We start from the raw sequence: 12,696 nt of genomic DNA, 5'->3' as shown, positions 1-12,696 counted from the left end.
AATGTCTGGAGTTTGATGCGTGCGTGCTGCCGATCATCTGGAAGGCCTCACTGTCGCGCCAACGCGATCAACTGCTCCAACGATGCCGGTGAACTTGGCCATCGCGCGAAGCCCGACCGCCGGACGCACGCCCGTTAGCATCTTGGCCGCGAGATAGGCATTGCGCGCCAGGTTGACGCCGTGGTCGGTGCCGATCGCGATCGGGATGATGCGATCAGCATCGGCGACGGGACGGATCCATGCTACCGGATGCCCGACCCAGGGGAGGCCGAGCCTGCCGGAACGTAGCAAGGCCTCGTCGCCGCCGATGGTGCGGACCTGCCAATGATAATGCCGGGAATATTGCGCCAACTTTGCCCAGAGGTCCGCGCAGGGCAGACATTCGGGCGCCGTCGTCATCTCGATGATGAAGAGCGAGGCCTCACCTCCCAATGTCGCGGCGAAATCTGGCGGAAAGTCCTTGGTTACGGGCACGCGGGACAACCATTTTTGCATGTCCGTGTTCGTCGCGACGGGATGGATCGCGGCGCGCATGGCGTCGGCGCGCGTGATCGGCCGGGCCACTGCACTCGACATGGCAAGCGAAGGCGCCAGGAATGGAAGGATCATCCAGAATCTCATGGGTTGGCATCCTGAGGCCCGTCCGCCGATGGATCGGCTGCGGCAACAGGACCATTGGCGAGCGCATCAAAGAAGCCGTCTTCCTCACCCGCCCCGGTCAGGAACTGCTCGGGCCGGATGTCGCCGGACAGCAGGCGGACGGCCTGGTAGGCGGTCTGGGTGAGGTTGGGATAGGCCTCAACCCCGGTCGCGATCACCATGCGTTGCGGACTGTTCCGCCGGATCACCATCGTCGTCGGCGTCACATCGACACCAAAGCGCTGCGCAACCTCGGGCCGGCGTTCGAGATCGATTTGGGACACCTGCCAGCCCATCTCGTCCTGGAAGCGCTGAACGATCGGCCACTGCACGCGGCAATAGCCGCAACTCGTCCGCGAGAACATGACGAGCGCGAATTCGCCGGCATGGGCGCGCAGATAGGCGCGGCGCACAGCATCCTTTTGGCCCAGCAGCTGGTCGCGTGCGTCGCCCACCATCGGATTGGCCGACCTGGAATTCAGTTCGGGATGCTGGAGCATCGCCAGCTGCGTCACGCCGGCAAAGGCCCGCGCCTTGCGCCGCGCAAAATCCTGCAACCGCCAGAAATCGGCGACCGCATCGACCGTCAACACGGTGGCGGCATAATCGCGCTGTTGCTCGATCAGCTTGCGGATCTTGGGCGGCGTCCATGCCGCAAGCTCGGTCATGGGCGGGATCACCGGCTTCACCAGCCTGTCCGGATCAACGGCTTCGTCTCGGGGTTTCGGTTTTGGCGCTATGTACCACCAATAGCCTTGCTTTGGCTCCGATGTCGGCGAACCCGTCTGCGCAGCAGTCGGCGACGAGATCAGCAAAATTGCCCCAAGGGCGGCAGGGAGGCGCCAGGTCATAGCAGCTTCTCCATCCGCGTGAGGCGATGCAGGGGCACGGGACCAAAATAGCGGCTGTCAAATCCACCCACATAAGATGAGCCGACATAGACCATGCCAGCAGGGATATGCGGCTCGGTGGGCCGCCAATGCAGGAGGCGCTGCCCCTTCCGCCCGACGGGCTTGCTGATCCCGATGAGCTTACCATTGCACCGATACCAGCCATCCCTCGCGCCCGGCGTCATCGAGGGTTTCTCAATCATCTCGATCCTGTCTCCCGGCATGCAGAGCACATATTTGGTGACATCGACCGGGGCAGGGCCGGCAAGGGGATGCCGCAGCTTGAACGACACAAGGTCACCGCGCCGGATGGTGCCCGGCGCCTTGTGGACCAACCAGGCGTCGATCGAGGGCGACATGACCAAGGTGAACTGCGGCAAGGTCCAACAGGCGGCGGCGCTGATGGGCAGGATGATCGCGCAGGCGTACCAGAAACGGCGCGGTTGTGGCGCCGTGTCGGGACCGCCCGCTCCCAATGCCATGGCTGCTTTGCGCGGGGTGGCCCTGATTTCGGGCCATGCCGCCCTAGCGGCGGTCCAGGCGAGCCTGAGCATCGGCCACCTCCTTCGTGCCGCCGAGACGGGCATATTCTTCGAGCAGACCGGACAGGGCAGCGTCGCCATAGACGATGTGGCGGCTTGCCGGGCTATCATCGTCCCGCTCACAATAGGGCTGGGTCGAATCGCCCGGTACCAGGCCAAGCGCCGGTACACGCGCGACCCCGTGCTGGCGGAAGATCAGCGGATCAACGATCAGCTGGACATTGCGCATCGCGCAGCCTGGGCCGTCGCAGCCCGGATCGATCCGCAGCACTTGCGCTGAAAGCCTGGCCATCGGACCGATCTTCGTCATCCCGCCCGGCACGCCGCGAAAGGCCATGACGCCGCCGGCTTTCTCCAACTGCGCCGCATAGGTCCGCAAAACCGGGATGGGCATGGAGGATGAGGCAAAGAGCAGCGGCACCCAGCCATGAGGCGCCGAGGGCGGCGGGACGCCCGCCAGGCCCGTGATGTCCGGCGCGTCCAGCCCCAGGGCCTGGCCGAGGCGCTTCGCCATGGCCTCCTGCTGGGCTGCGAGGCTGTCCTGCCCCGAGGTCAGCGCCGATCGCGCGCGGGCATCCATGCCGGGGTCCGGCTTGCGGTTGCGCAGGCCCTCGAACGCGCGGCGCCGTGTCGCCTCTGGAAGATCGGGAAGCCGATCCGGCCCGCCCGCATCAGCGCGATCCTTCTGGTCCGCAACCGCACCCTTGAGGCGCTGCAAGGCGTTGTCGCCCTGCGTCTGCGCGCGTTGCCGGGCATTGCCCGCGTCCCCCTCACTCTGCGCCTGGCAGGGTGAGGCGACCAGTATCGCCGCTGCAAGAAGCGCGCGGCTAGGGATTGACCGTCTCCATATAGGCATCGATCCTGTCCTTCATATCGATTTGGATGTCCGACTGGACCCGCGCCTCGATGTCGGAATAATATTCGGAGAGATCCATTTTGCTGAAATCCAGCGCCTGGAACTCTTCAGCGGTGAACCCGCGGCAATAGGGCTTCTTCGCCGTGCCCCACCCCACGGCGTTGAAGCTGGCAAGCTGGGGTCGGCCCTGTTCCTGGATGATCCGGCCGAGTTTGGTGTTGAAGCAGCAATGGCCCTTGGCCTTCTGCACGCAGACACCAAGAATAGTCGACGCGCAGTAGGTGCCGACCTCATGGCACATGCCCGAACCACGGAGCATGCCCACTTCCATGTCCTGTTGGTCACAGCCCGAAAGGAGAAAATCCATCATGAAGTTGATGGCGAGGCTGATCGCGATCGACGTCGGATCGATGCCGACGATGATCGCATTGGCACCGGCGCTCGCCGCTTGGGAGGCAGTCGCCCCCGCCTTGAACGCGGTGTAGGCGGCTTTCATGCCGGTCCAGACGCCCTTGGCGATGGCGATCTTGGTGCCGATCGAGGAAATGGATGAGCCCATCCCGTCCTTCACGATCTCGCCGCGATCCTTGCAGCAGTTGGAGAATGTGGTCTTGAGGCCCGCCGGACGGCAACGAACAGCGCGCCCGGCAAAGATCTCGATCGCCCCGAGGCAGTTGCCATCGGCATCGACGGGACCGTCATTGGGGGCGCCGGGATCGTCGACGACCGGATCGTCCTCCTCGATGCCGCCGCCGATCACCGATGTGCAGGCATGGGGCGAGCAACTGGGCGTTCCTCCGCCAATGGGTGTTGCGCACGGATATTGGCTGCCCAGCGGACAGCTATAGGCGCCGACCGCATCGGCGACACAGGCGGCCTGCTGGATCGGACAGAGATAGCTGCCGTCGGTCATCTCGGAACATTGGGCGGTTTCCCCTAGGGTCTCGGCATCGCCGCTGCCATCGAGGTCGGCGGCGCAGAGTGGCTGCGCCTGGGCCGGCGTCATCGTGAGCGCAAGGCTGGACGCCAGCAGCAAGGTGGCCAACAAGGAAAGGCGCCACCGCATCAGCGTGTCTCCGCCGTGCAGGCGAGGTCAGCGCCGGCCAGGCGCACGGTCTGCATCATGACGACGGCTTCGGGAAAATCGTCGAGACAGCCGCAGGCCGAAACCAGCTCTTCCCCCTGCCCAAGTGGGCAGACATTGTCCGCTGAGCAGCTGTGGTAAAATATGTCCCAGCCGGCCGGGTCATTTTGCCAGACGCCGACGACACCGTCTATCGCCACATCGCTATTGGCCTTGGGCGCTCGGGTCTTGCAGATGGGCTCGCAGGCGGTAACGGAACCCCGTTCGGGCATGGAGAAGGGACGGGTTGAGGTCGAAACGTTGCCGCTGGCATCGGTGGTCCGGTCGGCCAGCAGCGTCTCGGTCGAGTGGTCGATGATATAGGCGCCGCGGCCGAGGTCTGGTGTACTGGCGCCCGCCTCGTCGATGACGCATTCATATTGGCGTGCGCGTTCGAAGAAGTCGCGCGTATATTGCAGATTGCACGCCCCCGTGCCGAACAGCCGGGTCGATGGTAGAGGCTTGATGCCAGTGTTGACGCCGTTCCTGAAGGTCGCGACACCATCGACCGTCTCACTCACAAGATGGCAGGCGGGATCGGCCGCATAGCCTGAACAGAGATCGACCAGCCGCTCGCTGACCTCACAACCGGTGTCGACCTGCACCTCGACGGTCACATAACCCCAGTTTCCACCGCCGCCGCCCCGCACCCGCGCGCCGACCACCGTCGCGCCGCTGCGCAGCTCAGAGGTGATGTCGATGGCGGACCTGTTGTACCAGGGATCGTCGCTGATGCGGCAATCGCCCGAGGGCAAGGCCTCGCCCAGCCAGGGCCGTTTCCCCGCATAGCCGACAATCTGGCCGTTGACCCGTGCCTGCACCCAATCGTCCGCACCCATTTCGACGATGCGCGCAGATGTTATCCGCGCCGGAGCCAGGGGATCGAAGGTCGCGCTGTAGATCGGGGGCACGCTGCCACATGTGCCGGGGCCGCGAATCTCATAGCGACGGCAGCCGGTTCCGCAGCTGGTGACCGCGGCGATCGAACCACGCACCGCGAGGATATCGTCGAAGCCCCATGCCTTGACCGTGATGTCGCGCTCGATCGAGCAGCCGCGGGTCTGCTGCGCTTTACCATTGCCGGCCGCGGAACCGGCCAGGGTCTGGAAGATGCTGCTTGCCTGCGAGACGGAATAGGCGTCGCCCTGGATCGCGGTGGGGTTGCTCCGATAGCTGGTCGCCGACACCTGGGGCTGAGCCGTGCAGGCCGTGGTCTGCGCTCCAGTATAGCGGATCAGTGGACCATCGATGGAAGCCTGGGCCACGCCGATACGGGGATCGGCGGTGGTGAGCGCCCCGACAACGCCGCCGCCCAAATCCTTGAGGATCGAGGCCATATTGCCCCAAGCGAGATTGGTGCCGCAGCTGTTGTTGACGCAATAGCAGCCGGCAAGGGCCGTGAGATCGACCTCGCCAAGCTTGAGATTGCCGCTGCTGCCGACCTCCCACTGGAACCGGCGGCACTGGTTCCAGCTGCCCGGCGCACAGGAGATGATGCCATTGGCGCAGATGCCCGATATCGGCACGGGCACATTTAGCGTCTCGTCGAAGGACCCGTCCAAATCCTTGTCGCGCGAGATGCGGAGCGTGCCGATATCCCCGGTCGAGGCGGGCTGGGCGAGCAGTTCCAGCAGCGTCGCGGTCTTCTGGCAGGCAATATTGGGTGTGAAGCTCTTGCTGTTGTCGATGGTGCTGACCGGCTGGCCGGCAAGACCGGGCGTGAGATAATTGCTTTGCAGGGCATCGCTGTCGCCGCTTTTCGTTCGCGCCGCTGCGGCGGCGCTGCGTGCGCGCTCTTCCATCGTCTGCGCTTGGGTGAGAACAGGCAGGCAGATGGCGATGCCGGCTGAGAGGATGAGTGCGCCACGTTTCATGACGCGGCTTCCGGGGCGGCGCGCGACATGCGGCGTAGTCGGAAACAGCGCAGTACGCCCGGCGCCCCGACATCACCCAGTACGCGAAAGGCGGCCTGGCCTCCTATGGTGGTCAGCACGGCCACCACGACGGCGGGCCGGAGAGGGGTTTTGCCTACCGCCGACAGGGGTTCGGCGGCCGTGCTGACCATAGGTGGAGCGATGCCGCAGGGGGACCGCGGCATCGCTCCGTCCTCGCCCCGCGCGGGGCAGCCACCATGGCTGTGGCGGGCAGAGCAGGCAAAAGCCCGCGTCGGTGCGAGGGAGAGGGGAAGGGACCGGCTCATGGGGTCGACACCCCCGCGCAGCAGATCACCTTTTCAAAAGCCATGAACTGGGCGTTGTCCTTGCCGGGCGCGTGTTTGCCCGAGGACCAGAGCGCGCCGGGGCGACCGATATTGACGCATTTGCCGCCCTTGACCGGTTCCATGATCTGGAGCTTGTAGCGGCTCTTGGTCCAGATCGGCTGGGGCTTGAACGAGCAGCCATCGGCGGAAGAAATGGTCAGCGCGCCAAGCCGCCCCATCATGAAGGTCCCGCGTGCCGCGATCCCTGCCCAGGCCTCGACCGAGTCATCGAAATGGATGTCGCCCGCGATCGGATAGGTCGCGCCCCAGCTGCCCATGCACCAGAAGAGCGGATCGATGACCTTGCCGGCGGCGGCCGCCGCGCTATCGGCCATGCAGGCAAGCCCGGCGGCCGGATTGCCGAACAATATGCCTTCGGGCTGGATGATCGCGCCCAAAGTTCCCGACTGCCAGGTCGGCAGCACCTCGGTGATCATGGCGACGTCGAAGCCGTCATCCTCGATGCAGGGAAGGTCCGTGAACATGTCCAGCATCTTCCAGACCGGGGAAATATAATAGTGCATCTGCGCGAACATCTTGCGCGTGTTGGTGCCGTCGGCGATGCTGCTCTGGCTCCCCTGGAGCTTGCCGCCGGTCGGCATGAGGTCGGCGCCCAGCGCCATCATGCAGCCGGGTTCGGTCACGACGTCGATCATGCGGTTGGGCGACCAGAAGCTCACCTTGACCCCGAACCAGAAGGTGACGCCCTTGCGGCAGGCGCATAGCGGCTTGGAGGCGGACTGGGCGTCCAGTTCCTTGGACAGGCTGTCGAAGCTGCCGACCCGGACGCCGCCGATGGTGATGGGGAAGATGCAGGTCCAGCGCACCTTGGTGACGGGATTGAAGATCGTTCCCGCCTCGCATTTGGAGGCATGGGCCGGCGTCGATACCAGCATTGCCAGACCCCCCATGCCAAGGCACAGCATCAGCTTCATCGGACGAGGCGATATGAAATCGATCGATCTTGAAATGTGCGCCCCCAAGGCGTACATGATATACGGAACAGTGATGATGAGGCTTTGGCGATGCAAGCGTTTGATGACGCAGCGGGTGCAATCAACGAGCGGAGCACGGTGCGTATGAATTTTCGCACCAAGCCGCATATCAAGCAGGCGATTCAGCAGGCTGCGGCGTGGTGTGGTGTCGATGATTCCGTATTCGTTATGAACGCCGCGTATAAGGCGGCACTGGAAACGATCCAGACGCACGAACGTACGATTTTGAGCCGGAAGGATTATGAATCGATTCTCAATGCCTTCGAGAATCCGGGTCCGCCCTCGGATGCTCTGCGCGAAGCCTTCGCCCGGCATGACCAGATGATCGAAAGCCGATAAGAGCGAGGTTTCGTGACTAATATGGGGATGGTCATCGAGCCGCTTGATCCGGCGCGGCACGACCGGGCGGCTTTTTCGTCCGGGATTGATCAAGTCGACAATTATTTTCGCAAGACGGCAAGCAAGCTGGCCCGAGCGGACAATGTGCGGGCGTTTGTCCTTCTGTCTCCCGAAGGGGAGCTTTTGGGCTTTTACACGTTGAACGCACACAGCGTCGATTATTCCCACCTGCCCGCTTCTTTCACGCGCAACCGGCCGGGGCATGGTCAGATACCCGCTGCGTTCATATCGATGATCGGGGTCGATGCCCGTTTCCAGGGCAAAGGCCTTGGAGGTCTCTTGCTTGCCGATGCTCTCAAGAGGATCGGCCGCGCCGCGATGGATGTCGGAATCGCCCTTGTGCTCCTCGACATTCTCGACTGTGGCGATCCGGCGAAGGTTGAGAAGCGCAAGCAGCTCTATATCCGTTATGGTTTCCAGCCCTTGCCCGACGTGCCTCTGCGCCTTCACCTTCCTGTCGCAAAGATCCACGCATTGCTGAACATCCCATAGGTTGCGGCGGGTGAGACGCGCTTTGAGCCGTTCGCTACACTGCATGCAGACTGGACGGCATTCGGCCAATTCTTCGGTGGGCATGTTGGAACGAATCATTGCCGCTCCCCTTTTCGCTGGTCGACGGCCTCAAATTCGTGGAGTTCGAGCTTCTTGCCGACCTGGGAGACGATGACGGGCGCTACGGTCAGGCCCAGACGCTCCTTCACGCGCTCCTCAAGAATGAACAGCGCCCGCCCGGTTCGCTCGGAAAGTTCGAGCGCGTCGCCCGCCGTCAGCAGGATGAAATCGGTGAGCCGGGCATGATCGAGTGCCCAGCCAAGGTTTCGCGGATGGACGATGACGAGACGCTGGGGCAGCGAGACATAGTCGAGTGGATTGAAGGTGAAGCCCTTGGGATAAAGCAGCTTGCCACCAGGCAGGCGGATTTCGTCGGACAGGGTATAGAAGGGCACGACGAAACGGGTTCGGTCCTGTCGGGCGTTCCCGAGCGACGCAGCACGTAGTGCCGACCAGTTCGCGCGTGGACCAAATTGAGCCGCCATATTGGCGGGTTGTCGCGCGGCTCGCGCTTCGATCTCTGCCAGCGCGTCCGGCTCGGATATCGGCCAGGTTCGGCCGATCGTCGCGGTGCTGGCGATGGCCGCAGGGACAGCCAGCACACAACAGCCTATCGCCATGCCTGCAAGGAGGATGCGTTGGATCATGACCGCCCGCCTCCACGCCACGCATGATTGCGCAGCCGATAGGGCCGCCACACCCGGCCTTCCTCCTCCTCTCCTCCGCGGATCGCTGTGATGATGGCGGCGAGCCCCAGCAGGCCGGCAGCGCAGACAATGCAGCGCAGGCCCATGTCCAATTCCGTAGCCGACCACAGCACCAGCCCCGCCTGGATCGTTAGCAGCAGATGGGTGCCGACAATCATGCGAATGGCGGGCTGTCCGGGCCGGGATGAAAAGATGCCGCTCATGGCCGCTTCCAGCCAGCGAGAAGATTGGAACGCCGGGCTTTCCAGCTGCGCAACGCTGAGAGGCATTTCCCCGTCAAGCCGGTGAGCAGGATGAGCAGCAGGCCTGTGCTGAGGCAGGTGACGCCGATCAGCACCGCGCCGCGCGCGATCAGCATGGGCGGCTGATGCAGCATCAGGCCGGTCACGATCACCAGGCTGGTCAGCAATATGGTTTCGATCACCATCAGCCGAAAGCGCCATCGGATGGCCTCAGCCTCCGCGCGGATCGCGACCCGAGCCTCGATGATCCGCTCGATCTCGGCATCCTTGCCGAACCCCAGGGGCAGCTGATCGGGATGGGTGGAAGGCTTGCGCATCATGCTGCCCCTCCATCTTGGATTGCAGGCAGGATTTCGGCGGGATCGACCCCGGCCAGCTCGCACACGGCTTCGAGTGGACTGCGCCCAGCGCGGATCAGCGCTTCAAAGGCCGCGACCTCCTGCGGCGCGCTGGTGTTGATCCAGTAGGAAAAGGGGTCCACCACCAGCCGGGCCACGCCCAGCCCCAGGGGAGAGTCGATAAAGATCTCGCTATAATGGGGCTTGGCGTTACGGACGGATTTGAGCAGATCGAGGACAAATCCCGAATAGTCGAGGATCTTGTTCTCGACCGCCTGGGCATAGGTAGACCCCTGAAGCAGGAAGCGTGTCGCCGCGTTTTCGAGGATCACCTGTCCGGTGCCGCCGAAGAGCAGCAGGTCGTTCATGCTCTGGAGGACGACACCGAAACTGCCCTGATATTTGCGCGCGCGGCGATAGCCCTGGCCGAAAGCCTCGGCGAGGCGCGACAAGTCCTGCCCTTCGCTTCGGGTCATGAACTGGGCGGCTTCATCGCACAGGACAAAGCGCGGCCGGTCGCGCGCGGACAGATAGAGTTCCTGGGTGACCGCGTTCACCACGACCATGACGATGACGTTGAACAGGTCCGGCATGGCTTTGAGCCGCTCAAGCTCCAGAACCACAAATTCATCGTTGCTGATGTCGAAGGTCGAGGGACCGTTGAAGAAATGGCCATAGGCGCCGTCACTGCCAAAATCGCGCAGGTTGAAGGCGAGTTCCCGCGCGGCCGGAACCAGATGATCGACCCGGTCGAGATCGGACGCTGCAAATTGTGGATAGGCGCCAAGCCATGCCCGGACGCTATCTATCCCTTCCTCGGCATGACCTTCGTCGATCGTCCACTGCACGGCGGACTTGAGCAGATTCCATTCCGACGTCGAGACGCCCTTGCGCGTTGCGGCATTGGCCATTTCCGCTACGATCGCGACCGCCATGGAGATCGCGGATTGGCGATCGTCGCCATCGAGCGCGAAGCCCATGTCGAACGGATTGAGGATAAGCTTCTCTTCGCCAATGTCGATATAGCGGCCCGAACAGAGGGTACAGAGTTTGCGATAGCTCCCGCCAATATCGATGATGCGGATGAGCGCGCCTTGCGCATAATATTGCTGGCAGAGATTGTTGAGTAGAAAGCTTTTGCCCGCGCCGCTCTCGGCCGAAACGATGAAATTATAATTGTTGATGCGCGGATCGAAAAGATCGAGCGTGATGAGCTGGCCCTTGCGGCCGGTATAAAGAAGGGCCGGGCGACCGCCGCCGCGAAAGTCGGTCTGCACCGGCGCCAGCAGCACGGCGGCTTTGACCGGCATGCGGAAATCGCGTTCCAGCATCCGCATCGTGCGTTTTTCGGGATAGAGCCCGAAGGGGAGGCTCATCGGCAACAGGACCGGATTGAGATAGCTCTCCTCCTGCATCATCCAGGGGAGCGGCTCGCTCTCCCACAGGCGCTTGGCGCGCGCCGCCATTTCCCGCGCGTCGGCGCTGGTGCGGCCGAAGACCCAGACCATCGGGATCACCGAAAGGAAGCGGCTGTTGCCCGCCTCATCGAGCACCCAGCCGATTTCCTCGATCTGCTTGCCGACCTCGACCGCGAAGCTGCCCGCCGCCTTCTGCGCGGAGAGGATCTGGGCGCGCTTGTGAATCTCGAACTGGCTGTGATCGAACAGGATGTTGAGCGTGAAGAGAAAAGGGCCGCCAATCTGGTCGCTGTCCTCGGCCGCCCCGCGCATCCCGCCCAGCAGGCGATTGGCGCGCTCGGCGGTGATGCGCCGTGCCGGCGCCCTTGGCGTCAGGCAGCGCGCCACCTGATTGCCCAGATGCACTTCCGGGCCGTCGAACAGCAGGTCGGGGCCTGCATCGATGATCTGCTTGCGAACAGGCGGGGCGGGCTGGCCGTCACTGCCATCGGCGAACACGCCTGGCGCGGCATCGAAGAGACCGTTGAAGATCCGGCGATAGAAGCTGACCAGTTCCTCGGGCGGCAGACGGCGGATACCAAGCTTGGCGAGCTGTTCCTCGATCTGGCGGCGCAGGTCATGGCCAAGTTCCACCCGCGTCTTGATCGAGAGGAACAGCCGAAAATTGCGCACCGGGATGCCATGAAGCGCGTCGAGCCCCTCGGTTCCGGCGCGCAGATAATCGGCGGTGCGCCGCGCCGATGCCTGGATCAGAGGATCGGGCCGGGTCTTCATATCCAGGAAGGCATCGAGCGCATGGTCGATCAGCGGATCGGCAAAACCGTGGAGCTGCAACACCGTCCCATCGGGAAAATGGATGTTGAGGAGGCCCAGCAAGGCCTGATGGACATGAGCGAACATATAGGCCGACGGGATCAGCTCCCAGGCATGGCCCCAGCCATCGTCGATGCAGAGAAAGGCTTCCTCCTCTTCGTTCCAGGCGACGAGCGGCAGAAAATCGGAATAGGCGTCGCGCGCGACGGCGCGATGCAGGTCCGACCGGGTGAGGCCGCCGCCATGGCGGGTACCGAGCGCGATCATGGCCGTGCCTCCTCAGGCGTAGCGGGGATATCGGCGGGCTCGCCCTCGACGGCGCGGTCGGACGCGCCCTTGTCCCTCACCTGTTCCAGCACCGGCACGCCCGTCGCGGACTGGACCGGGCTCACCAGATAATCGCCCACCACCCATTGGGGCCTCTCGAGGATCGAATAGACATAGCGCGGCATGTAGAGCCGGTCGGGCCGCTCGCGGTCGGCATAGGGCAGGATCAGCGTGCGCACCGTGCGGCCGGGGCGCAGCATCGGCGTGACCGGCGCATCGACCAGGCCCTGCAACTCCCGATAGACGCTGTCGCGATAGCCAAGATAGGGGGATGGGCCTGTCTTGCCCCGCTTGGTGGCACTGCTTGTCCCGGTACCGTCTCCCTGGCTGAGAAGAGCCTTGTCATGGGTGACCGCGGGATCGGAGCGGGATGGCACGCCAGCCACCGCATCGGCATAGGCCTTGTCGGGATGGATGCACTGCCCATGGTCGCTATTCTTGCAGCTGAACTTCTCGCTGTAGGGCGACATGACCGAGCCAATGGTGGAACAGCCCGCGAGCAGCAGAGCCATGCCGAGCAGCGCTGGCGATCCAGCCCGGCGCGCAGCACCAACGGGCGTGTCAGGCATGGGGCGAATGCCCCTCAAAAGACGAT

General features: G+C 63.8%; 15 protein-coding genes. 2 read left to right on the top strand and 13 right to left on the bottom strand.

Going from position 1 to position 12,696, the window contains the following annotated elements:
• Positions 1 to 33 precede the first annotated feature (33 nt).
• From K426_RS24585 to K426_RS24550, 8 genes are all read right to left on the bottom strand, one after another.
• A complete protein-coding gene (locus K426_RS24585; protein WP_145907686.1) occupies positions 34 to 609 on the bottom strand; it encodes a hypothetical protein in 576 nt (191 codons plus the stop codon).
• An 8-nt stretch (positions 610 to 617) separates the two neighbouring features.
• A complete protein-coding gene (locus K426_RS24580; protein ID WP_066563333.1) occupies positions 618 to 1,490 on the bottom strand; it encodes a conjugal transfer protein TraF in 873 nt (290 codons plus the stop codon).
• Positions 1,487 to 2,083, bottom strand: coding sequence for a S26 family signal peptidase (locus tag K426_RS24575; RefSeq protein WP_066563331.1), 597 nt, complete (start codon positions 2,081 to 2,083; stop codon positions 1,487 to 1,489). Before K426_RS24575 ends, K426_RS24580 begins: the two co-directional genes overlap by 4 nt.
• Entirely contained in the window at positions 2,055 to 2,927 is an 873-nt protein-coding gene (locus tag K426_RS24570) for a type-F conjugative transfer system pilin assembly protein TrbC (protein ID WP_082749161.1), read from the bottom strand. The genes K426_RS24575 and K426_RS24570 overlap by 29 nt, the downstream gene beginning before the upstream one ends.
• Entirely contained in the window at positions 2,899 to 3,993 is a 1,095-nt protein-coding gene (gene traN / locus K426_RS24565; protein WP_066563319.1) for a conjugal transfer protein TraN, read from the bottom strand. The genes K426_RS24570 and traN overlap by 29 nt, the downstream gene beginning before the upstream one ends.
• Complete coding sequence (locus K426_RS24560) at positions 3,993 to 5,924, bottom strand: hypothetical protein (protein ID WP_066563316.1); 1,932 nt, start codon at positions 5,922 to 5,924, stop codon at positions 3,993 to 3,995. Before K426_RS24560 ends, traN begins: the two co-directional genes overlap by 1 nt.
• On the bottom strand, positions 5,921 to 6,148 hold the full coding sequence (locus tag K426_RS24555) for a hypothetical protein (protein ID WP_145907683.1): 228 nt from the start codon (positions 6,146 to 6,148) through the stop codon (positions 5,921 to 5,923). The genes K426_RS24560 and K426_RS24555 overlap by 4 nt, the downstream gene beginning before the upstream one ends.
• 98 nt (positions 6,149 to 6,246) lie before the next feature.
• Positions 6,247 to 7,245, bottom strand: a complete 999-nt coding sequence (locus K426_RS24550) for a TraU family protein (RefSeq protein ID WP_066563311.1) — start codon at positions 7,243 to 7,245, stop codon at positions 6,247 to 6,249.
• Between the two features lie 90 nt (positions 7,246 to 7,335).
• On the opposite strand from K426_RS24550, the gene K426_RS24545 reads away from it, so the two are divergent.
• Entirely contained in the window at positions 7,336 to 7,644 is a 309-nt protein-coding gene (locus tag K426_RS24545) for a type II toxin-antitoxin system TacA family antitoxin (protein ID WP_066563305.1), read from the top strand.
• A gap of 21 nt (positions 7,645 to 7,665) precedes the next feature.
• The gene (locus K426_RS24540) at positions 7,666 to 8,196 is read left to right on the top strand and encodes a GNAT family N-acetyltransferase (protein WP_066563303.1); all 531 of its coding nucleotides are present in this window, start codon (positions 7,666 to 7,668) and stop codon (positions 8,194 to 8,196) included.
• A 95-nt stretch (positions 8,197 to 8,291) separates the two neighbouring features.
• Here the strand turns inward: K426_RS24540 and K426_RS24535 are convergent, their stop codons facing one another.
• From K426_RS24535 to K426_RS24515, 5 genes are read right to left on the bottom strand one after another with little or no spacing between them, the layout of a single operon-like run.
• On the bottom strand, positions 8,292 to 8,903 hold the full coding sequence (locus K426_RS24535; protein ID WP_066563299.1) for a conjugal transfer protein TraW: 612 nt from the start codon (positions 8,901 to 8,903) through the stop codon (positions 8,292 to 8,294).
• Positions 8,900 to 9,166, bottom strand: a complete 267-nt coding sequence (locus K426_RS24530) for a hypothetical protein (protein ID WP_066563298.1) — start codon at positions 9,164 to 9,166, stop codon at positions 8,900 to 8,902. The genes K426_RS24535 and K426_RS24530 overlap by 4 nt, the downstream gene beginning before the upstream one ends.
• A complete protein-coding gene (locus tag K426_RS24525) occupies positions 9,163 to 9,525 on the bottom strand; it encodes a hypothetical protein (RefSeq protein WP_237230112.1) in 363 nt (120 codons plus the stop codon). The genes K426_RS24530 and K426_RS24525 overlap by 4 nt, the downstream gene beginning before the upstream one ends.
• Positions 9,522 to 12,041, bottom strand: coding sequence for a TraC family protein (locus K426_RS24520; RefSeq protein WP_066563289.1), 2,520 nt, complete (start codon positions 12,039 to 12,041; stop codon positions 9,522 to 9,524). The genes K426_RS24525 and K426_RS24520 overlap by 4 nt, the downstream gene beginning before the upstream one ends.
• Positions 12,038 to 12,670 (bottom strand): TraV family lipoprotein, encoded by a 633-nt coding sequence (locus K426_RS24515; RefSeq protein ID WP_066563280.1) that lies wholly within the window; start codon positions 12,668 to 12,670, stop codon positions 12,038 to 12,040. The genes K426_RS24520 and K426_RS24515 overlap by 4 nt, the downstream gene beginning before the upstream one ends.
• Positions 12,671 to 12,696 lie beyond the last annotated feature (26 nt).

The organism is Sphingobium sp. TKS (genome assembly GCF_001563265.1).
GTDB lineage: Bacteria > Pseudomonadota > Alphaproteobacteria > Sphingomonadales > Sphingomonadaceae > Sphingobium.
This window is presented reverse-complemented; position numbering and strand designations above follow the sequence as displayed.

Coding starts and splice junctions, on each gene's coding strand:
- K426_RS24585 (WP_145907686.1), bottom strand. CDS start 609: ATGATCCTTCCATTCCTGGCGCCTTCGCTTGCCATGTCGAGTGCAGTG.
- K426_RS24580 (WP_066563333.1), bottom strand. CDS start 1,490: ATGACCTGGCGCCTCCCTGCCGCCCTTGGGGCAATTTTGCTGATCTCG.
- K426_RS24575 (WP_066563331.1), bottom strand. CDS start 2,083: ATGCTCAGGCTCGCCTGGACCGCCGCTAGGGCGGCATGGCCCGAAATC.
- K426_RS24570 (WP_082749161.1), bottom strand. CDS start 2,927: ATGCCTATATGGAGACGGTCAATCCCTAGCCGCGCGCTTCTTGCAGCG.
- traN (WP_066563319.1), bottom strand. CDS start 3,993: ATGCGGTGGCGCCTTTCCTTGTTGGCCACCTTGCTGCTGGCGTCCAGC.
- K426_RS24560 (WP_066563316.1), bottom strand. CDS start 5,924: ATGAAACGTGGCGCACTCATCCTCTCAGCCGGCATCGCCATCTGCCTG.
- K426_RS24555 (WP_145907683.1), bottom strand. CDS start 6,148: ATGCCGCGGTCCCCCTGCGGCATCGCTCCACCTATGGTCAGCACGGCC.
- K426_RS24550 (WP_066563311.1), bottom strand. CDS start 7,245: ATGAAGCTGATGCTGTGCCTTGGCATGGGGGGTCTGGCAATGCTGGTA.
- K426_RS24545 (WP_066563305.1), top strand. CDS start 7,336: ATGCAAGCGTTTGATGACGCAGCGGGTGCAATCAACGAGCGGAGCACG.
- K426_RS24540 (WP_066563303.1), top strand. CDS start 7,666: ATGGGGATGGTCATCGAGCCGCTTGATCCGGCGCGGCACGACCGGGCG.
- K426_RS24535 (WP_066563299.1), bottom strand. CDS start 8,903: ATGATCCAACGCATCCTCCTTGCAGGCATGGCGATAGGCTGTTGTGTG.
- K426_RS24530 (WP_066563298.1), bottom strand. CDS start 9,166: ATGAGCGGCATCTTTTCATCCCGGCCCGGACAGCCCGCCATTCGCATG.
- K426_RS24525 (WP_237230112.1), bottom strand. CDS start 9,525: ATGATGCGCAAGCCTTCCACCCATCCCGATCAGCTGCCCCTGGGGTTC.
- K426_RS24520 (WP_066563289.1), bottom strand. CDS start 12,041: ATGATCGCGCTCGGTACCCGCCATGGCGGCGGCCTCACCCGGTCGGAC.
- K426_RS24515 (WP_066563280.1), bottom strand. CDS start 12,670: ATGCCTGACACGCCCGTTGGTGCTGCGCGCCGGGCTGGATCGCCAGCG.